Annotated in this window: 15 protein-coding genes; 7 read left to right on the top strand and 8 right to left on the bottom strand. The window is 65.8% G+C overall.

What is annotated here, in order from left to right; translation table 11 throughout:
• Nucleotides 1-7 precede the first annotated feature (7 nt).
• From carB to CFR76_RS00865, 3 genes are all read left to right on the top strand, one after another.
• Nucleotides 8-3,262: a carbamoyl-phosphate synthase large subunit gene (gene carB / locus CFR76_RS00875; RefSeq protein WP_110555393.1), complete on the top strand. Its 3,255-nt coding sequence runs from the start codon at nucleotides 8-10 to the stop codon at nucleotides 3,260-3,262.
• Between the two features lie 132 nt (nucleotides 3,263-3,394).
• A complete protein-coding gene (greA, locus tag CFR76_RS00870; protein WP_019084525.1) occupies nucleotides 3,395-3,868 on the top strand; it encodes a transcription elongation factor GreA in 474 nt (157 codons plus the stop codon).
• A gap of 11 nt (nucleotides 3,869-3,879) precedes the next feature.
• The gene (locus CFR76_RS00865) at nucleotides 3,880-5,076 is read left to right on the top strand and encodes a threonine ammonia-lyase (RefSeq protein ID WP_110555392.1); all 1,197 of its coding nucleotides are present in this window, start codon (nucleotides 3,880-3,882) and stop codon (nucleotides 5,074-5,076) included.
• A gap of 155 nt (nucleotides 5,077-5,231) precedes the next feature.
• Here CFR76_RS00865 and upp read toward each other — a convergent pair whose 3' ends face one another.
• On the bottom strand, nucleotides 5,232-5,891 hold the full coding sequence (upp, locus tag CFR76_RS00860; protein WP_110555391.1) for a uracil phosphoribosyltransferase: 660 nt from the start codon (nucleotides 5,889-5,891) through the stop codon (nucleotides 5,232-5,234).
• A gap of 23 nt (nucleotides 5,892-5,914) precedes the next feature.
• Entirely contained in the window at nucleotides 5,915-6,316 is a 402-nt protein-coding gene (msrB, locus tag CFR76_RS00855; protein WP_110555542.1) for a peptide-methionine (R)-S-oxide reductase MsrB, read from the bottom strand.
• A 90-nt stretch (nucleotides 6,317-6,406) separates the two neighbouring features.
• Between msrB and gpmI the strand changes: the two genes are divergently transcribed.
• The 4 genes from gpmI to CFR76_RS00835 all read left to right on the top strand — a co-directional run bounded on the left by gpmI (nucleotide 6,407) and on the right by CFR76_RS00835 (nucleotide 11,571).
• Nucleotides 6,407-7,960: a 2,3-bisphosphoglycerate-independent phosphoglycerate mutase gene (gene gpmI / locus CFR76_RS00850; protein ID WP_110555390.1), complete on the top strand. Its 1,554-nt coding sequence runs from the start codon at nucleotides 6,407-6,409 to the stop codon at nucleotides 7,958-7,960.
• Nucleotides 7,961-7,998: 38 nt separating this feature from the next.
• Nucleotides 7,999-9,312, top strand: coding sequence for a murein hydrolase activator EnvC family protein (locus tag CFR76_RS00845; RefSeq protein WP_110555389.1), 1,314 nt, complete (start codon nucleotides 7,999-8,001; stop codon nucleotides 9,310-9,312).
• Nucleotides 9,313-9,460: 148 nt separating this feature from the next.
• Nucleotides 9,461-11,056, top strand: coding sequence for a S41 family peptidase (locus tag CFR76_RS00840; protein WP_110555388.1), 1,596 nt, complete (start codon nucleotides 9,461-9,463; stop codon nucleotides 11,054-11,056).
• Nucleotides 11,057-11,076: 20 nt separating this feature from the next.
• Entirely contained in the window at nucleotides 11,077-11,571 is a 495-nt protein-coding gene (locus CFR76_RS00835) for an RNA pyrophosphohydrolase (RefSeq protein ID WP_110555387.1), read from the top strand.
• On the opposite strand, the gene CFR76_RS00830 is transcribed toward CFR76_RS00835, so the two are convergent.
• The 6 genes from CFR76_RS00830 to CFR76_RS00805 all read right to left on the bottom strand — a co-directional run bounded on the left by CFR76_RS00830 (nucleotide 11,553) and on the right by CFR76_RS00805 (nucleotide 18,574).
• Complete coding sequence (locus CFR76_RS00830) at nucleotides 11,553-11,972, bottom strand: NUDIX hydrolase (RefSeq protein ID WP_110555386.1); 420 nt, start codon at nucleotides 11,970-11,972, stop codon at nucleotides 11,553-11,555. The genes CFR76_RS00835 and CFR76_RS00830 overlap by 19 nt on opposite strands.
• Before the next feature lie 122 nt (nucleotides 11,973-12,094).
• A complete protein-coding gene (locus tag CFR76_RS00825) occupies nucleotides 12,095-13,669 on the bottom strand; it encodes a DHA2 family efflux MFS transporter permease subunit (protein WP_110555385.1) in 1,575 nt (524 codons plus the stop codon).
• Nucleotides 13,666-14,793 (bottom strand): HlyD family secretion protein, encoded by a 1,128-nt coding sequence (locus CFR76_RS00820; protein ID WP_110555384.1) that lies wholly within the window; start codon nucleotides 14,791-14,793, stop codon nucleotides 13,666-13,668. The genes CFR76_RS00825 and CFR76_RS00820 overlap by 4 nt, the downstream gene beginning before the upstream one ends.
• A 138-nt stretch (nucleotides 14,794-14,931) precedes the next feature.
• On the bottom strand, nucleotides 14,932-16,716 hold the full coding sequence (locus CFR76_RS00815) for an ABC transporter ATP-binding protein (RefSeq protein ID WP_208623898.1): 1,785 nt from the start codon (nucleotides 16,714-16,716) through the stop codon (nucleotides 14,932-14,934).
• Nucleotides 16,717-16,775: 59 nt separating this feature from the next.
• Nucleotides 16,776-18,002, bottom strand: a complete 1,227-nt coding sequence (locus CFR76_RS00810; protein ID WP_110555383.1) for a CCA tRNA nucleotidyltransferase — start codon at nucleotides 18,000-18,002, stop codon at nucleotides 16,776-16,778.
• Nucleotides 18,003-18,004: 2 nt separating this feature from the next.
• A complete protein-coding gene (locus tag CFR76_RS00805; RefSeq protein ID WP_110555382.1) occupies nucleotides 18,005-18,574 on the bottom strand; it encodes a DUF1285 domain-containing protein in 570 nt (189 codons plus the stop codon).
• Nucleotides 18,575-18,591 lie beyond the last annotated feature (17 nt).

Genomic DNA, 18,591 nt, shown 5'->3' with positions numbered 1-18,591 from the left:
CCGACCCATGCCAAAACGGACAGACATAAGCTCCATCCTGATCATCGGCGCCGGCCCGATCGTTATCGGCCAGGCGTGTGAATTCGACTATTCCGGCGCACAGGCGTGCAAGGCCCTGAAAGAGGAGGGCTACCGCGTCATCCTCGTCAACTCCAACCCCGCCACGATCATGACCGATCCGGGGCTGGCGGATGCGACCTATATCGAACCGATCACCCCGGAATTCGTCGAACGCATCATCCTGCGTGAAAAGCCCGACGCCGTGCTGCCCACCATGGGCGGCCAGACCGCGCTGAACACGGCCATGGCGCTGGACAGGTCGGGCTTCCTGAAAAAGCACAATGTCGAACTGATCGGCGCCAATGCCGAGGTGATCGACCGTGCCGAGGACCGGCAGAAATTCCGCGAGGCGATGGACGAGATCGGGATCGAAAGCCCGCGCAGCCTGATCGCCCACACGCTGGAGGAAGCGCGCAGCGCGCTGGCCAGCGTCGGCCTGCCCGCCGTCATCCGCCCGTCGTTTACCATGGGCGGTTCGGGCGGCGGCATTGCCTATAACAGGGAGGAATTCGACCGCATCGTCTCCTCCGGGCTGGACGCTTCCCCCACCACGGAAGTCCTGATCGAGGAATCCGTGCTGGGCTGGAAGGAGTACGAGATGGAGGTCGTGCGCGACACGGCGGATAACTGCATCATCATCTGCTCCATCGAAAACATCGACCCGATGGGCGTGCATACCGGCGATTCCATCACCGTCGCCCCGGCGCTTACGCTGACGGACAAGGAATACCAGCGCCTGCGTGACATGTCGCTGGCCTGCCTGCGCAAGATCGGGGTGGAAACCGGCGGGTCGAACGTGCAGTTCGGCATCAACCCGGTCGATGGCCGCGTGGTGGTGATCGAGATGAACCCGCGCGTGTCACGCTCCTCCGCGCTTGCGTCCAAGGCCACGGGCTTCCCCATCGCCAAGATCGCGGCCAAGCTTGCGGTCGGCTACACGCTCGATGAACTGACCAACGACATCACCGGCAGCACGCCAGCGTCGTTCGAGCCGACGATCGATTACGTCGTGGTCAAGATCCCCCGCTTCACGTTCGAGAAATTCCCCGGCACGCCTGCCCTGCTGTCCACCAGCATGAAGTCGGTTGGCGAGGCGATGGCCATTGGCCGCTCCTTCCCCGAGGCGCTGCAGAAGGGCCTGCGTTCGATGGAAATCGGGCTGGCTGGCCTTGATCCGGTGGAAGCACCGGGCGATGGCGGGCCGGACGCCTTCCGCGCCGCCCTGTCGCAGCCGCGCCCCGAGCGCATCCTGATGGCGGCACAGGCCCTGCGCGCCGGGCTGAGTGTCGAGGACATCCACGACGCCTGCCGGTTCGAGCCATGGTTCCTGCGTGAACTGGCCAAGATCGTGGCGGCCGAACACGTGGTGGTGCGCGACGGCCTGCCCGAAGATGCCGACAGCCTGCGCGCGCTGAAAGCGATGGGCTTTTCCGACATCCAGCTCGCCCGCCTGTCCGGCACCAATGCGGATGAAATCGCGAAACTGCGCGAAAGCCGGGGCGTGCTGCCGGTGTACAAGCGCATCGACACCTGTGCCGGCGAGTTCGCATCCCCCACGCCCTACATGTATTCGTCCTATGAAGGCGGGTATGGCGTGCCGGAATGCGAAAGCAGGCCGACAGACCGCAAGAAGATCATCATCCTTGGCGGCGGCCCGAACCGCATCGGCCAGGGGATCGAGTTCGACTACTGCTGCGTCCATGCCGCCTATGCCCTGCGTGAAGCAGGCTTCGAGACGATCATGGTCAACTGCAATCCCGAGACCGTCTCGACCGACTACGACACGTCCGACCGCCTGTATTTCGAGCCGCTGACGGCGGAGGACGTGATCGCCCTGATCCGGCGCGAGCAGGAAAACGGCACCGTTCTGGGCTGCATCGTGCAGTATGGCGGCCAGACGCCGTTGAAACTGTCCCGCGCGCTGGAGGCCGCCGGCATCCCGCTGCTGGGCACGCCAGCGGATGCGATCGACCGCGCCGAGGACCGCGAACGCTTCCAGGCCATGCTGCACAAGCTCGGCCTGCGCCAGCCTGCAAACGGCATCGCCCGCAGCCCGGCCGAAGCCGAGGCGGTCGCGGAAAAGATCGGCTACCCCGTGGTGGTCCGCCCGTCCTACGTGCTGGGCGGGCGCGCGATGGAAATCGTGCATGACCGCGCCAGCCTGCAGCGTTACATGCGCGTGGCCCTGCAACTTGCCGGTGCGGAAGTGGCCAACGGCCCCGTGCTGATCGACCATTACCTGAATGATGCGATCGAGGCGGATGTGGACTGCATCGCCGATGGCAGCGAGGTGTATGTCGCAGGCGTGATGGAACATATCGAGGAAGCCGGCATCCATTCCGGTGACAGCGCCTGCTCGCTGCCGCCCTATACCCTGTCACCCGCCATCGTGACCGAACTGAAAAGCCAGACCGAAGCCATGGCCCGCGAGCTGGGCATTGTCGGCCTGATGAACGTGCAGTACGCGATCAAGGGGCAGGAGATCTTCGTGCTGGAGGTCAACCCGCGCGCCTCGCGCACCGTGCCGTTCGTGGCCAAGGCCACGGGGGTTCCGGTCGCCAAGATCGGCGCGCGCGTCATGGCCGGTGCGAAGCTGGGTGAATTCCGCCTGGATGACCGTGCGGTCGCCCCGCACGTGGCGGTGAAGGAAGCGGTGTTCCCCTTCAACCGCTTCCCCGACGTGGACACGATCCTTGGCCCCGAAATGCGCTCCACGGGCGAGGTGATGGGCCTTGACGCCTCGTTCGAACGCGCATTCGCCAAGTCACAGCTTGCCGCGGGCGTGAAGCTGCCCCTGTCGGGGACGGTGTTCCTGTCGGTGCGCGACAGTGACAAGCCCGCGGTGAAATCCATCGGCCGCCTGCTGTCGGACATGGGCTTTACCATCGTGGCCACGCGCGGCACGGCAAAGTGCCTGCGTGAGGCGGGCGTGAATGTGGACGTGGTCAACAAGGTGCTCGAAGGCCGCCCCAACTGCGTTGACGCCATCCGTTCGGGCGATGTCCAGATGGTCATCAACACCGCGCAGGGGGCGCAGGCCGTCAGCGACAGCTTCGACATCCGCCGTTCGGCGCTGACGCACGGCATTCCCCACTACACCACCATCGCGGGCGCGCGCGCCGCGACGCACGCCATTGCGGCCATGCGCGAGGGGGTTCTTGAAGTCGCGCCCCTTCAATCCTATTTTAAGGGATCATTCTGAGCGTATCGCACCAAAACGGGTGGCCTGCCGGTCTGAAAACCGGCGGCCACCCGCGTTGCATTGATGCGATAGGCCCGGACACGGCAACCAACAGTCAGTTGTGGAAACTGACCTTCACCTCGGGGACAAACCTTGCAGAAATTTCCGATGACAGGCCCCGGCCTGGAACGGCTTGAAGACGAACTGCGCAAGCTCAAGAGTGAAGAACGCCCCGCGATCATTCGCGCGATCGCCGAAGCGCGGAGCCACGGCGATCTTTCGGAAAACGCGGAATACCACGCGGCCCGTGAACGCCAGTCCTTTACCGAAGGCCGGATTCAGGAACTGGAGGAAATCGTCTCCTCCGCCGAGGTCATCGACCCGGCCTCCCTGTCGGGCGACCAGGTGAAATTCGGCGCCCGCGTCAAGCTGGTTGATGAAGAAACCGACAAGGAAGCCACCTACCAGATCGTTGGCGTGTACGAAGCCGACATCAAGCAGGGGCTTCTGTCCATCTCCTCGCCGCTTGCCAAATCGCTGATCGGCAAGAGCATTGGTGACAGCGTGTCCGTCCCCGCGCCCGGCGGTGACCGGACCTATGAAATCCTGGAAGTCACCTACGGCTAGGCAGACCAACCGTGATCACGCTTGAAGACATCACCGCCGCCGCACGGCGGATAAAGGGGCGCGTACTGCACACCCCCACCGTGCCCTGCCAGACCCTGTCGCGCGCGACGGGCGCGGATATCGTGCTCAAGCTCGACAACCTGCAGGCTGTCGGTTCGTTCAAGGAACGCGGGGCGGCCAACAAGCTGGCCCTGCTGACCCCTGCCGAGCGCGGGCGCGGCGTCATTACCGTCTCGGCCGGCAACCATGCGCAGGGCGTTGCCCGCCATGCCTCCCTGCTGGGCATTGACGCGGTGATCGTCATGCCGCGCTTCACGCCCGCCGCCAAGGTCACGCGCACCGCCGCGTGGGGGGCGACCGTAGTGCTGGAAGGCGACAACTTCGCCGAGGCCACGGCGCATGCCAACATGCTGTGCCAGCGCGAGGGCCGGGTGTTCGTCCACCCCTATGACGACCCCGAGGTCATGGCGGGACAGGGCACCTTCGCCCTTGAGCTGTTCGAGGACGCGGGGCGGCTGGACACCTTCGTCTGCCCCATTGGCGGTGGCGGCCTGCTGTCGGGCTGCGCGGTGGCGGGGCAGGCCCTGCAGCCGGACATGGACATCATTGGCGTGCAGGTGGAGAATTTCTCCTCCCTCGCCGGCTTCCCCGGTGACGAGGTGCTGCCGCCGGGTGGTCCCACCATTGCCGAGGGCATCGCGGTGCTGCAGATCGGCCGCCAGCCGCTGGAGGTCATCCGCGAACTGGTGTCGCGCGTGCTGGTCGTGCCCGAAAGCGCGATCGAGACCGCGATCACCATGCTGGCGGAAGGGGCCAAGCAGGTCAGCGAGGGCGCGGGCGCCACGGCGCTGGCCGCCGTGCTGACCTATCCCGAACTGTTCCGGGGCAAGCGGGTGGCGCTGCCGGTAACCGGCGGCAACATCGACAGCCGCATCCTCGCCAACACGCTGCTGCGTTCGCTGCTGCGTGACGGGCGGCTCCTGTGCCTGAAAATGGAAATACCCGACCGCCCCGGCGTACTGGCCGACATTTCACGCAAGATCAGTGATGCGGGCGGCAACATCATCGAGGTCTCGCACCAGCGCCTGTTCACCACGCCCAGCGTGCAGGCCGCCGAACTGGAAGTCATGGTCGAGGCCCGCGACCCCGACCACGCCCGCGCGCTGGAAGCGGAACTGGCCAAGACCTATATCGTGCGCCGCGCCTGAACCTTTGCCATGACACGACAGAAAAAACCTGCGAGGGAATACGCCTCCGCAGGTTTTTTAAATTTGATGAATAATAACAGTTTTCGGGTGCCTCCTTTTTAAAAAAGGCGGCGTCCTTCGACGCTTTTTGAAAAAAGCTTCACCAAAAACTTCTGCTATTTGGTGCCGAACAGGCGGTCGCCCGCATCGCCAAGGCCGGGGCGGATATAGCCGTGTTCATCCAGCCCCCGGTCGATGGCGCAGGTGACGATGCGCACGTCCGGGTGGGCCTTGCGCAGGCAGGCGATCCCCTCGGGGGAGGCCAGCAGGCAGACAAAGACCATGCGCGCGCAGCCCGCCTGCTTCAGCCGGTCGATGGCGGCCACCGCGCTATGTCCCGTCGCCAGCATGGGATCGACCACCAGGCAGATGCGGTTGCCGACATCATCGGGCAGTTTCAGGTAATATTCGACCGGTTCCAGCGTTTCGGGATCACGGTACAGCCCGACATGGCCGACCCGTGCCGAGGGCACAAGGTCCAGCAGCCCGTCCAGTATCCCGTTCCCCGCCCGCAGGATGGAAATCAGGCATAGCTTCTTGCCCGCCAGCCGCCATGCCTGCATGCGTTCCATCGGGGTGTCAATTTCCACCGCTTCCAGCGGCAGGTCCCGCATGGCCTCGTAACCAAGCAGCAGGCTGAGTTCACGCGCAAGGCGGCGGAATTCCCCCGTTGAGGTGTGGCGTTCACGCAGGAGTGTCAGCTTGTGCTGCACCAGCGGGTGGCTGACGACAACAACGCCTTCATCATGCATGGCGGCAGGCTGGGTCATGTCCATTCCTTCGATCGGGTTCGTTCTGCTCAGGTAGCGCCATCACGCGGGACGAAAGTCAATGCCAGTCCGTTCATGCAGTAGCGCAGGCCGGTCGGTGGCGGCCCGTCGGGAAAGACGTGGCCCAGGTGGCCATTGCAGTGCGCGCAGTGCACCTCCGTGCGGGTCATGCCGTGGCTGGTGTCGGTCGTGGTGCCGACCGCGCCCGGAATCGCATCGAAAAATGATGGCCACCCGCTGCCGCTTTCATATTTCGCGCCGGACCGGAACAGTGGCGCGCCGCAGCCCGCGCAACGATATTCGCCAGCGCGCTTTTCATTGTTCAGCGGGCTGGAACCGGGGCGTTCGGTCCCGTGTTCGCGCAGGATGCGCAGTTGTTCGGGGGTCAGGCAGCCACACTGCGCCCCACTGGTTTTGGCGGTATCGGTCATGACGATTTCCTTCCTCCTGCACACGGGCATTTCGCACCCGCTTCTTTTAGGGCATCATGCCACCCAAAATAAAACAGGGAGACAATACCCATGAACGACCAGGCGCGCGTAAACAAGGCACCCCGTCCCGTCATGCTGGCCATCCTTGATGGCTTCGGCTGGCGCGAGGACCCGGCGGACAACGCCGTGCGGTCCGCCCGCACCCCGGCATTCGACCGGCTGTGGCAGGCGGGGCCGCATGCCTTCCTCAAGACGTGTGGGGAGGATGTGGGCCTGCCGCAAGGGCAGATGGGCAATTCGGAGGTCGGGCACCTGAATATCGGCGCGGGCCGGGTCGTAATGCAGGAACTGCCGCGCATTTCCGCCGGGCTGGCCGACGGGTCGGTGGCGCGCGGCGCGGTCATGCGCGATTTCATCGCCGCGCTGAAAAAAAGCGGCGGCACCTGCCATCTCATGGGCCTTGTCTCCCCCGGTGGGGTGCATGCCCATCAGGACCACGCCGTGGCCCTTGCCCGCATCGTGCGCGAAGCCGGCGTGCCCGTGACCTTCCATATCTTTACCGACGGGCGCGACACCGCGCCACAGTCCGGCCACGGCCATGTCAGCCAGCTTCTGTCCGCGCTGCCCGAGGGCGTGCGCGTCGGCACCGTATCGGGCCGGTATTACGCCATGGACCGCGACCGCCGCTGGGACCGGGTGGAAAAGGCCTATAACGCCATTGTCGCGGGCGATGGCCCCCATGCGGGCGATACGCTGGAAGTGCTGGACCGCGCGTATGAGGCCGGCACCACGGATGAATTCGTGCCCCCCACCGTGATCGGGGAATATGGCGGCATGCGCGATGGTGACGGCGTGCTGAGCTTCAATTTCCGCGCCGACCGCATCCGGCAGCTGCTTGATGCCCTGCTGGAGCCGAATTTCGATGGCTTCAAACGTGCAAAGCTGGTCAACCTTGCCGCCGTGACCGGCATGACCCGCTACAGCGACCGGCTGGCGGAACTGATTACCGTGCTGTTCCCGCCGCAGGAACTGCATGACCTGCTGGGCGACGTGGTATCGGCGGCGGGGCTGAAGCAGGTCCGCATGGCCGAGACCGAGAAATATCCCCACGTCACCTATTTCCTCAATGGCGGGCGCGAGGGCGAACTGCCCGGCGAGGACCGGGTCATGGTCCCCTCCCCCAAGGTCGCGACCTATGACCTGCAGCCCGAAATGTCCGCCCCGGAACTGACGGACCGCGCGGTGGAGGCCATCAACAGCGGCAAATATGACCTGATCGTGCTGAACTTCGCCAACGCCGACATGGTGGGCCATACCGGCGTGCTGTCGGCCGCGATCAGGGCGGTCGAGGCCGTGGACCAGGGGCTGGGCCGCATTGCCGACGCCATCCACCATGCCGGTGGCGCGTTGCTGGTCACCGCCGACCATGGCAATGCCGAAACCATGTTCGACCCCGAAACCAATGGCCCGCACACGGCGCATACGCTCAATGTCGTGCCGGTCGTGCTGGCCGGGGTGAAGGGCGCGAAACTGCATGACGGGCGCCTGGCCGACCTCGCGCCCACGCTGCTGCAGATCATGGGCCTGCCCCAGCCCGCGGCCATGACCGGCCATTCCCTGCTGGATGGGGCCACGCCATCCTGACACCCGGACTGTCCCTGACGGCCCGCTGGCGTGGCTGCATGGCCAGCGGGATCGTCCTTGCCTGCTGCATGGCGACGCCGGCATGGGGTGCGCCCACCGCCCACCATGCCGCAAGCGGGACCAGCGCCCATAACGCCCCCCCTACGTCCAGCGCGCGCGAACAGCGCATCCGCCAGCAGCTTGAAGCCGCGCGCAGCGCGCGTGAAAACCTCCTCGCGCGCCAGCAGCAGCAGGCGCATGACCTTGAAGAACGCCGCAAGGTGGAACGCGAGGCCCGTGAACAGGCCCGGCAGGACGCGCAGAAGGCCGCCAGCCTGTCCGCCGCCACGGTCGACGCCACGGCCCGCCTGCAACATACCGAGCAGCAGGCCGCCGACCTGGACAGCCGCATTACCGGCCTGCACACCGAACAGGCCGCCCTGCGCCAGCAGCTTGCGCGCGCGGTCGCGCGCCTGTCCCCCCTGCTGCCACTGGCCGAACGCCTGTCGCTTTACCCGGCCGATACGCTTCTGGCCGTGCCGCTGCCGGCCGACCGCGCGGTCACCGGCCTGCTGGTGGTGCATGGCATGATGGGCGACATCGCCAGCCAGGCCCGCGCCATCCATGACCGCCGCACCCGGCTGGCCCAGCTTGATGGCGAACTGGCCCAGCAGCAGCAGCAGATGCGCCAGGTGGTCAGCGAACGCGAAAGCCAGCGTGATGCGGTCAACCGCGCCGCCCACGCGGCGCTGGAGGCACAGCAGCGCTCCAACGCCGCCGCAGCCAGCGCCACGCAGGCGGTGGAGGAGGCCGCCCGCCGCGCATCCAGCGTGCAGGACGCCATCGCCCGGATCGAGGCGACGGAAGAACAGGCGGAAAAGAACCTGGAAGACGCCGCCCGCGCCGCCGAACGCGCCCACAACATGCAGGCCGCCGCCGCCGCCCGCAGGCAGGCGCATGACATGGCGACAGGGGCCGGCCCCGGCATTACGCCCGCCACCAGCGCCAGCGCGGGCGCGCCCGTGGCGGGCACGGTACTGACCGCCTGGGGCCACCCGACCGAAAGCGGCCCGGCCACGGGCATCACCTATGCCCCGCCATCACGCGCGACCGTGCGCGCGCCATGCACGGGACGGATTGATTTCGCGGGGGCGTTCCGCACCTATGGGCAGATGATGATCCTGGACTGCGGCAAGCATTACCGCTTCGTGATGGCGGGGCTGGGTGAAATCGCGGTGGCGGCGGGCCAGCAGGTCAGCCATGGCGCGGCAGTGGGGCAGATGCCGCAATGGAATGGCGGCGGCAGCAGGCCCACCCTGTTCGTGCAGTTGCGCCACGGGGGTGGCACCGTCAATCCGGCCCCCTATCTGTGATATGGGTACGAGACGGTTTTATCCGCATGCAGGTTCGGTATATGCTGCGCCCCCGTGACGGATGGGCAAGACCACGTTACAACGCAACGCGAAGAGTACATGCAGGCCAGCCAGATCATGATGGCAGGCATCCAGGAGACAACGACGCATGAAGTTCCGTAATGGCTTGCTGATCGGTTGCGCCTTTCTTGCAGGGATCGCGGCGGCCCCGCAGATTGCACATTATTCAGCAGGCAGGTGGGGCGTCATCGCCCCCATGGCCCATGCGGCGGACACTGTCTCCAAGGATGACAATTCCCCCCACGAGATCGAACAGCTCATGTTCCTGTTCGGTTACGTGCTGGAAAAGGTGAAGGCCAATTATGTCGAGCCGGTCTCGACACGCGACCTGATCACCAATGCCCTGAACGGGATGCTCAGCGGCCTTGACCCGCACAGTTCCTACATGACGGAAAAGCAGTTCTCCGACCTGCAGGTCCAGACCAAGGGATCGTTTGGCGGCCTTGGGCTGGAAGTACAGGGCGAGGACGGGCATGTGCGCGTCGTCTCCCCCATCGACGACACGCCTGCGGCCCGCGCGGGCATCAAGCCCGGCGACTTCATCGTCGCGATCGACGGCAAGAACATCGACGGCCAGCCGCTGGACCAGGTCGTGACCCAGATGCGCGGCAAGCCCGACACCCGCATCACGCTGACACTGATCCGCGAAAAGGCGCCCAAGCCCGTCATCGTCACCCTGACCCGCGCCATCATCCCGCTGCAGGTCATCAAGTCCGCGCTGTATGACAATATCGGCTACATCCGAATCGCGCAGTTCAACGAGGAAACGCAGTCCGGCCTGCTGGCCGCGTACAAGAAGCTGCAGGCCCAGACCCATAACAGGATGGCGGGCCTGATCATCGACCTGCGCTCCGATCCGGGCGGGTTGCTGACACAGGCGATCGACGTGGGGTCCGACTTCATCCGCAGTGGCGAGATCGTCTCCACCCGCGCCCGCCACCCGCAGGACAGCCAGCGCTGGGACGCCCACAACACCGACATCACCGGCGGCCTGCCGATTGTCGTGCTGATCAACGGCGGCTCGGCCTCGGCCAGTGAAATCGTGGCCGGCGCGCTACAGGACCACCAGCGCGCCGTGCTGCTGGGTGAAAAGACTTTCGGCAAGGGATCGGTGCAGACCATCCTGCCCATCCCGGGCGAAGGCGCGATCCGCCTGACTACGGCGCGGTACTACACGCCGTCGGGCCGTTCCATCCAAGGGCTGGGCATCATGCCCGACATCCCCGTGCGTGAAGCGCATGACGACGCAGGCTACAGCATCCACGAAGCGGACCTGGCGCATATCATCAAGAACCGCGGCGGCAACACCGCGCAGCCCCCGTCACGCACCGACCTGCCCGCCATCGCCAGGTCCATCCCGGCGCAGCCGCCCGCCAACTGGCCCACATTCGACCCCACCAAGCCCACGACCGACTTCCAGCTACAGGAAGGGCTGAGGGTCGTGCGTTCCATGGCGGGGCTGCCGGTTGCGGCCGAACCGCCGATTCATGATGACAAGACGCAGGCGACCCCGGTGCCGTCCGCGTCCGTGCCCCCCAGGGCGGCAGCGCCCGCGTCCCCCACGACCACGCCTGCAACACCGGCCACGCCCGCGACACCCACCGCCCCGGCGGAAAAGGAAGGCCCTACGACACCGCCGCCCGTTCCCCCGGCACCGACGCCTGCGGTACCGGCCCATCCCTGATCCAGCCGGGAGCCACCACCATGACCGACCTGCCCTATCGCCCCAATGTGGGGGCACTGCTGTTCAACCGACAGGGCATGGTGCTTGTCGCGCGCCGCACCGACATGGAAGGTGCTGGTGGCCCACCGGACCAGGGCGTATGGCAGTGCCCGCAGGGGGGCATTGACGCGGGGGAAGACCCGCAGAGCGCCGTCCTGCGCGAACTGCATGAGGAAATCGGCACCAACGCCGCCGAAATCATCGGCACCTACCCCGAATGGCTCAGCTACGACCTGCCCGCGCACCTGATTGGCAAGGCGCTGGGCGGGCGTTACCGGGGCCAGACGCAGCAGTGGTTTGCCCTGCGCTTTACGGGGCAGGATTCAGATATCAGGCTGGATACCCACCTGCCTGCCGAATTCGATCTGTGGAAATGGGTCAGGCTGGAACAGTTGCCGCACCTGAATGTCGGCATCAAGAAAGATATCTACACAAGGCTTGCGGCGTATTTCGCCCGCTATGCCGTAGCGGCCTGAGGCATAAGCCCCGCCCGGACAAGGGCGGCCATCGTCCTGCCCCGCAACAGGGGCGCAAGGTCCAGACCCGCCATATCCCCTGCCCCGATCCAGCGCAGTTCCGCGATTTCGGCGCTCGCGTCCGGCGTGCCATGCAACTGCCCGGTCCAGATGCGCGCGTGAACGCTGAAGCCGGGTTCATTGGCCGCGACATCGGTGAAATTCCCCGGCAGTTCCGTGCCCGGCGTCAGGCTACAGCCCAGTTCCTCACGGATTTCACGCATCAAGGCCTGTTCGGGCCGTTCGCCCGCATCGGGCTTGCCGCCGGGCAGCATGAAGGCGGTCGTGCCCCGCTTGCGCACGACCAGCAGGCGTTCGCGCACGATTATCGCCGCACAGACAACCCTGATGATACCCGGCATATGCCCAATCTCCTGCCGCCTTCAGATATTCTTTAAAAATAAAGAAGTTTCCGGGTGCTGCCTTTTTTCAAAAAGACAGCGTTTTCTGAAGCTTTTTGAAAAAAGCTTCACCAAAAACGTCTCTATTTATCCCCGCCCTTGAGCGGCGACATGAGGAAACAGAAGGGTACGACAAGCATGCAGCCAATGCCAAGGATCATGAAGACCTCGTTATAGGCAAGGATAGCCACCTGCCGCTGGAATTCCTTGTACAGCCGCCCCATGGCCACGTTATTCACCACCCCCTGCGCATAACCGCGCGCAACCGCGACCACACGGCCGTGGGCCAAGTATTCGTTGAACGGCTGGTGATACGGCGTCATCCAGTGGACCATCTGGTTCTGGTGCGCCTGCCGCAGTTCGGTCACCAGTGCGGTGGCCCCCGAAATACTCAGCGACCCCAGCACGTTCCGCGCCATGCTGAACAGGGCGGACCCATCGGCGTTCAGCCGGCGCGGCAGCGTGGCGTAGGTAATGGTCGAAATCGGCACGAACAGGAAGGCCATCGTGCCGGTCTGGCTCATGCGGAACAGCACCAGGTGGCGGAAATCCAGATCAGGCACCAGTTGCGCCGACCACAGCATGGACACCCCCATAAGGAAGAAGCCGAACGCAATGATGTAGCGGAGCTGGATATACTTCATCCCGATGCCCACCAGCGGGATCAGCACGATCACCACCATGCCGCCGGGCGACAGGATCAGGCCCGACAGGGTGGCGGTATAGCCCATGATCTGCTGTGAAAACTGCGGCACGATAATGGCCGAGGAATAGAGCAGCGCCCCCACCGCGCCCATAAGCCCCGTGCCCACCGCGAAATTGCGGTCCTTGAACACCCGCAGGTCCACCGCCGGGTTCTTTGCCCGCAGCAGCCAGATGACCGCGCCGCCGATGCCAAGGAAGGCAAGGATGGCCATGATGACGATCATGCGCGAACCGAACCAGTCCTCGTCCTCGCCACGGTCAACCGCCACCTCAAGGCAGCCGAAGCCGATGGTGATCAGCCCGATGCCGACGAAATCCAGCGGCGCCTTCTGCTTGCGCGCCCATGGCGGGTCCTCGACCATGATCGACACCGCGATCGTGGCCAGTATGCCCACCGGCACGTTGATGAAGAACACCCACCGCCATGAATAATTGTCGGTAATCCACCCGCCCAGCGACGGGCCAAGCACCGGCGCCACGACGGTGGCGATGGCGGTCAGGCCGAAGGCCGCCGCCCGTTTGTCGGGCGGGAAAGTGTCAAGGATGATGGATTGCTGGTTGGGCTGCAACCCACCGCCAAAGAAGCCCTGCATCAGCCGGAACACGATCAGCTCGGGCAGGCTGGTGGATATGCCGCACAGGAAGGACGACAGCGAGAACATGGAAATGCAGATCAGGAAATAGTGCCTGCGCCCGAACAGCTTGCCCAGCCAGCCCGAGATCGTCAGCACGATGCCGTTGGCCACAAGGTAGGATGTCAGCGTCCATGTCGCGTCATCATATGTGGATGACAGGTTGCCCGCGATATGCGGCAGCGCCACGTTGACGATGGTGGTGTCCAGGATTTCCATGAAGGCGGCCACCGTCACGACCACGGCGATCAGCCATGGATTGTGTTTCGGTTTCCAGTTCGTGCCATCCGCCGCCCCGGTGGACGCTGCCTGCGCGCTCATTCCGTATGGACCGTCGGTTCAACCGACAGGCCGATCGACAGCGGCAGGTCCTGTCGCAGCCCCTCGTCGATCAGGATCTTGACCGGCACGCGCTGGACGATCTTCACATAGTTGCCCGTGGCGTTTTCGGGCGGGAAGGCGCTGAAGGTCGCCCCCGTGCCCAGTTGCAGCGAATCAACATGCCCCTTCAGCTTCAGGAACGGATAGGCGTCGATCGCGATATCCACCTTCTGGCCCGGGCGCATGTGGGTCAGCTGCGTTTCCTTGTAATTGGCCACGATCCATATTTCGGGTTCGACAATGGACACCACGGTCTGGCCTGCCGTGACGTAGGTGCCGCGTTCGATGTTGCGCTGGGAAATCCAGCCGTCATGCGGGGCGCGGATCTGGGTCCATTCCACGTTCAGTTCCGTCTCGCGCAGCCTGGCTTGCGCCTGCGCCAGCTGGGCCTGCTGTTCGCTCACGCGGGCCTCGGTGCTGGAAATGTTGGGAATGACCGGCAGGGCGGTCTCAAGGTTGCCCTGTGCCTCCAGCACCTGCGCCTTGGCGGCATCCAGCGCCGCGGTGGCGTAATCGATGTTCTGCTGCGATGTCGCCTCGCGCGTTACGCCGTGCTGGCGGCGGTAGTCGGTTTCCGCCCTGAATTCCTGCGCCTGCGCTTCCGCCAGTTGCCCCTGCGCCACCATCAGGTGGCCGGGAAAGTTCTTTTTCGCCACTTCGGACAGCAGGCTGTAATTGCGGACCTGCGCGCGCGCGATATCCACGGCCGCCGCCGCCTGGTCGCGCTGGGCGCGCCAGTTGCGGTCATCAATGCGGGCGATGACATCACCCTGATGGACGAACTGGTTATCATTCACCAGCAGTTCGGTCACGTAGCCAGACACATGGGGGGCGACCGCCACCGCGCGGCCGGCGGTAAAGGCGTCATCCGTCTCGACTTCATTGCGGTGCAGGAACCAGTAGAGGCCGCCCAGCACCAGAAGCGCCACAAGGCCGCCAATCAGGATCAGCTTGCGCCGGGGGGATGCTTCCTTTGCCGCCTTCTTGCCGTTCCCTGTGTCCTGTGCCCCCGTATCCTGTGCGGTCTGTCCGTCTTCAGCTGCCTTGCCTTCGTCCGCGGCCATCTGCTTCCCTCATCATCACTTTGATTGCAGCCCTGATCCTGTCATCCACGCATTGACCGAACGGGTCGGTCAATCCATTGCACGAAGCTTGCGACACTTCAACCGCCATCACCGGCCCGGGCGCACTTTCAGCGCAGTTTACAGCGTAAAGGCCTGATTGCGCACCATGCGGGCATACAGCCCGTTTTCATCCATCAGCGCATCATGCGTGCCACATTCGACCGCGCGGCCCTGCGCCATGACCACGACCAGATCGGCTGAACGGACGGTGGACAGGCGATGCGCCACCACAATGGTCGTGCGCCCGTGGCGCAGGCGCGTCAGGGCGTTCTGGACAATGGCCTCGCTTTCGCTATCCAGCGCGCTGGTCGCCTCATCCAGCAAAAGCACGCGCGGGTTGCGCAGCAGGGCGCGCGCCAGCGCCACGCGCTGGCGCTGCCCGCCCGACAGCCGCTGCCCGCCGGGGCCAACCACCGTGTCGTAGCCGCGAGGCAGGGCCTGGATGAATTCATCCGCCGCCGCCGCCCGTGCGGCCGCCCTGACCTGCTCATCATCCGCCTGCGGGTTGCCCATGCGGATATTGTCCATGACCGACAGGTCGAACAGCAGCGTGTCCTGGCTGACATAGGCAATGGCGTCGCGCAGTTGCGACAGCACCAGCCGGCGCAGGTCCACGCCATCAAGCGTGATGCGCCCGGCCGATACGTCATGCAGGCGCGGGATCAGCGACAGCGCCGTGGACTTGCCCGCCCCCGACGGGCCGACAAGGGCCACGGTCAGGCCGGGGCTGGCCACGAAATCCAGCCCCTCCAGCCCCATGCGCCCATCGGGGTAGCCGAACGCCACCCGTTCAAAGCGCAGGTCGCCGCCACCGGGCGGCAGGGCGATCGCATCCGGGGCCTGGGCCACGGCCACGGGTTCATCAATCACGTCAAACACGCGCTGCAGGCCGCCAAGCCCCTCCTGCAACGCGATATTAAGGGTGCCCAGCGCGCGTAGCGGGCGTGCCGCCAGCAGCAGGGCCGCGACAAACCCCGAAAAATCGCCCAGCGTCGCGCCGCCCTGCGTCGCGCGCCACCCGGCAAAACCCAGCACGGCCGCGACCGCGACCCCGCCCAGGACCTCCAGCATCGGGTCGACGCGCGCGCGTCCCCGCGCGATGCGCAGCAGGCCGGCATGCAGCCCGTCCAGCACATGCCCTGCCCGGCGTTCTTCCGCGTCTTCCAGCCTGTAGACGCGGATGGTGCGCGACTGGCTGAAACTTTCGGTCAGCATCGCGCTTGTCTCGCCCACCTGTTCATGCACGCCACCGGACTCGCGGCGCAGGCGCTTGCCCAGCCTGCGCACCGGCATGGCCGCGAGGGGATACAGCACGGCGGCGATCAGGCTGAGTTCCCAGTCCATGTACAGCATGGACGCAATCAGCCCCACCACCGTCACGGCGTCCCCCAGCGCGTTGGTGGCGCGGATCATCGCCTCGCGAATCGCCACGGCATCGGTGGTGAAACGGGCGGCGATCTGGGCCGGGGCCTCGGTTTCGATGCGGGAGATGTCGGCATGGACCAGATGGTGGAACATGCGCTGCTGCAAGCCGCGGATGACCAGCAGCACCAGCGACTGCACCGCGATCGACTGCCCGTACTGCGATATCGCCTTCGCCACCGTAATCACCACCACCAGCAGCGGCACCTGGTACAGGATGCGCGGGTCGTGGTCGGCAAACATGTCCAGCGCGCGCTGGATCACCAGTGGGTACAGCGCGCTGAATATGGCCATGAGCGCCGTCAGCACCATGACGGTCAGGATGCGCAGCTTGTGACAGGCCAGTTCATCATGCCACAGCCGTCGCATCAGGCTGCGTGACGACACCGCTTGCGTGGGTGTGTCCTGCCTGTCGGGCACGGGCGTTTGAATCGCGTTCATTAACCGGCCTATAACCGCATGGCCGCGCAAAACAAAGGGCCGCGACACATGGTTACAAATTATGTCGCGCTGGTGGGGCCATCATGCAATACCCCGTTCATGCGCGCCACGCAGGCCGCATGGCCTGCCGTGCAGCCATTTTCCAGCCACCACTGCCGCACCTGCGCCAGCACCCGGCCCACCATGGCGCCCGATGCCCGCCCGGTGGCCATGACATCGCGCCCCGCCAGCGGGAATACCGGCTTTTCCATCCCGTCCAGCATGGCGCGCAGGCCATCCCATGCCGCCGACCGCTGCCCCGCAAGGTCGGCCTGGCGCAGCCACGCGCGCCATGACAGGTCACGCAGCGCATGATCGGCCAGCATGGGCGCAAGCACGTCCGCCCCCATGCCGGGCAGCGGCACGGGTTCGCCGCGTGTCCGGGCCAGCGCCGCGCCGTCGGCGCGCGACAGCTTCAGCCGCCGCGCCACCGCCGCCACATCCCCCGACACCAGGGCCGCAAGGCGCAGCACCGCCTCGGCGGGCGCGCCACAGGCCAGCAGGCGGCCAAGGCGGCCGATGTCATAGCCTTCGGGCAGGACATGGGCCAGCACGCCGGCATCATGCATCTGGGCCAGCGTGCGCACCACGTGCGGCCCGACGAGGATACGCCGCATCTCCGCCCATACCCGTTCGACCGAAAGCCGATCGATCATGCCGGACAGGGCGGTGATGGCGGCCATTGCCTCCGGTTCGGGCGCGTCCCCGCCATAACGGGCCTGAAAACGGAAAAAACGCAGGATGCGCAGCGCATCTTCCGTAATACGCAGCCGCGCATCCCCCACGAAGCGGACCCGCCCCGCCGCCAGGTCAGCCCGCCCGTTGAAATAATCATGCACCACGCCCGCGCTGTCGCACGACATGGCGTTCATGGTGAAATCGCGCCGGGCCGCGTCCTCGCGCCAGTCATGGGTCCAGGCGACCGTTGCGTGGCGGCCGTCGGTTTCCTCATCCCGGCGCAGGGTCGTGATCTCGAACGGATGGCCATCCAGCACGGCGGTGACCGTGCCATGCGACAGGCCCGTGGGCACCACGCGCATCCCCGCCTGTTCCAGCCGCGCCATGACCATGTCGGGCGCGTGCGGGCTGGCAAGGTCGATATCCGCCACCGCGCGCCCGCACAGCAGGTCACGCACCGCCCCCCCCACCAGCCGCGCATCGGGCAGGATGGCCCATATCCGCGCAAGGTGCCGCGCCACGTCGGGCATGTCCCGGCGCAGGCCATCAAGCGGGCTGGCCGCCTTCATGGTCAGGTTTCGTCCGGCAGGGCGGATAGCGGGAAGAACACATGCCGGCTCCACACCCCCAGGCAGGGTACGCCACGGCAGCTGCCTTCCACCGCCAGCGCCGCCAGTTCGTAATAGACGGGACGCGCGATCCGCGCCTCGATCGGCAATGCGCCATCGCCGTCGCGCACATGCAGGTAGGGCACCGGCCCCGTGCCGCAGCCTTCGCACGGCACGTCCCACGCGCAGCGAATCGGGTGATCCGGCCCCGCGCAGATCACCTGGTCCACATTGGTGCGGAACGACAGCACCTGCCCCCGGCCACAGCCATGCCATTCCAGATGGTTGGCGACGAAGGGCGCGTCCTCCACCTCGATCGTGCCCTGCTCGACCGGGGTCTGCAGGCGGTAGCCGCCCTGCGCGTCACGCCGCAGGGTGGAGGCGAACAGGCAGACCATCGGCTTGCGACGGATGGGGGAGCCACGGTACAGCCACGTCCCGTCACGCCGGATCAGGAACGGCAGCGCGCCGCATGTGCCCGCCCGGCCCGTGGAAAGGGAGGGCATGGTCTCACCTGTCTCGAAATCGTCCATCAATTGCGTTAACCCGA

This window comes from Komagataeibacter swingsii, assembly GCF_003207895.1.
In the GTDB taxonomy this organism is placed as follows: Bacteria; Pseudomonadota; Alphaproteobacteria; order Acetobacterales; family Acetobacteraceae; genus Komagataeibacter; species Komagataeibacter swingsii.
The sequence above is the reverse complement of the archived record's forward strand: the minus strand, read 5'-3'. Positions and strand labels throughout refer to the sequence as shown.

Bases quoted from the DNA above. Each gene is read 5' to 3' on its own strand.
- carB (WP_110555393.1), top strand. From the start codon at position 8: ATGCCAAAACGGACAGACATAAGCTCCATCCTGATCATCGGCGCCGGC.
- upp (WP_110555391.1), bottom strand. From the start codon at position 5,891: ATGGACATGACCCAGCCTGCCGCCATGCATGATGAAGGCGTTGTTGTC.
- msrB (WP_110555542.1), bottom strand. From the start codon at position 6,316: ATGACCGATACCGCCAAAACCAGTGGGGCGCAGTGTGGCTGCCTGACC.
- gpmI (WP_110555390.1), top strand. From the start codon at position 6,407: ATGAACGACCAGGCGCGCGTAAACAAGGCACCCCGTCCCGTCATGCTG.
- CFR76_RS00845 (WP_110555389.1), top strand. From the start codon at position 7,999: ATGGCCAGCGGGATCGTCCTTGCCTGCTGCATGGCGACGCCGGCATGG.
- CFR76_RS00840 (WP_110555388.1), top strand. From the start codon at position 9,461: ATGAAGTTCCGTAATGGCTTGCTGATCGGTTGCGCCTTTCTTGCAGGG.
- CFR76_RS00835 (WP_110555387.1), top strand. From the start codon at position 11,077: ATGACCGACCTGCCCTATCGCCCCAATGTGGGGGCACTGCTGTTCAAC.
- CFR76_RS00830 (WP_110555386.1), bottom strand. From the start codon at position 11,972: ATGCCGGGTATCATCAGGGTTGTCTGTGCGGCGATAATCGTGCGCGAA.
- CFR76_RS00825 (WP_110555385.1), bottom strand. From the start codon at position 13,669: ATGAGCGCGCAGGCAGCGTCCACCGGGGCGGCGGATGGCACGAACTGG.
- CFR76_RS00820 (WP_110555384.1), bottom strand. From the start codon at position 14,793: ATGGCCGCGGACGAAGGCAAGGCAGCTGAAGACGGACAGACCGCACAG.
- CFR76_RS00815 (WP_208623898.1), bottom strand. From the start codon at position 16,716: ATGAACGCGATTCAAACGCCCGTGCCCGACAGGCAGGACACACCCACG.
- CFR76_RS00810 (WP_110555383.1), bottom strand. From the start codon at position 18,002: ATGAAGGCGGCCAGCCCGCTTGATGGCCTGCGCCGGGACATGCCCGAC.
- CFR76_RS00805 (WP_110555382.1), bottom strand. From the start codon at position 18,574: ATGGACGATTTCGAGACAGGTGAGACCATGCCCTCCCTTTCCACGGGC.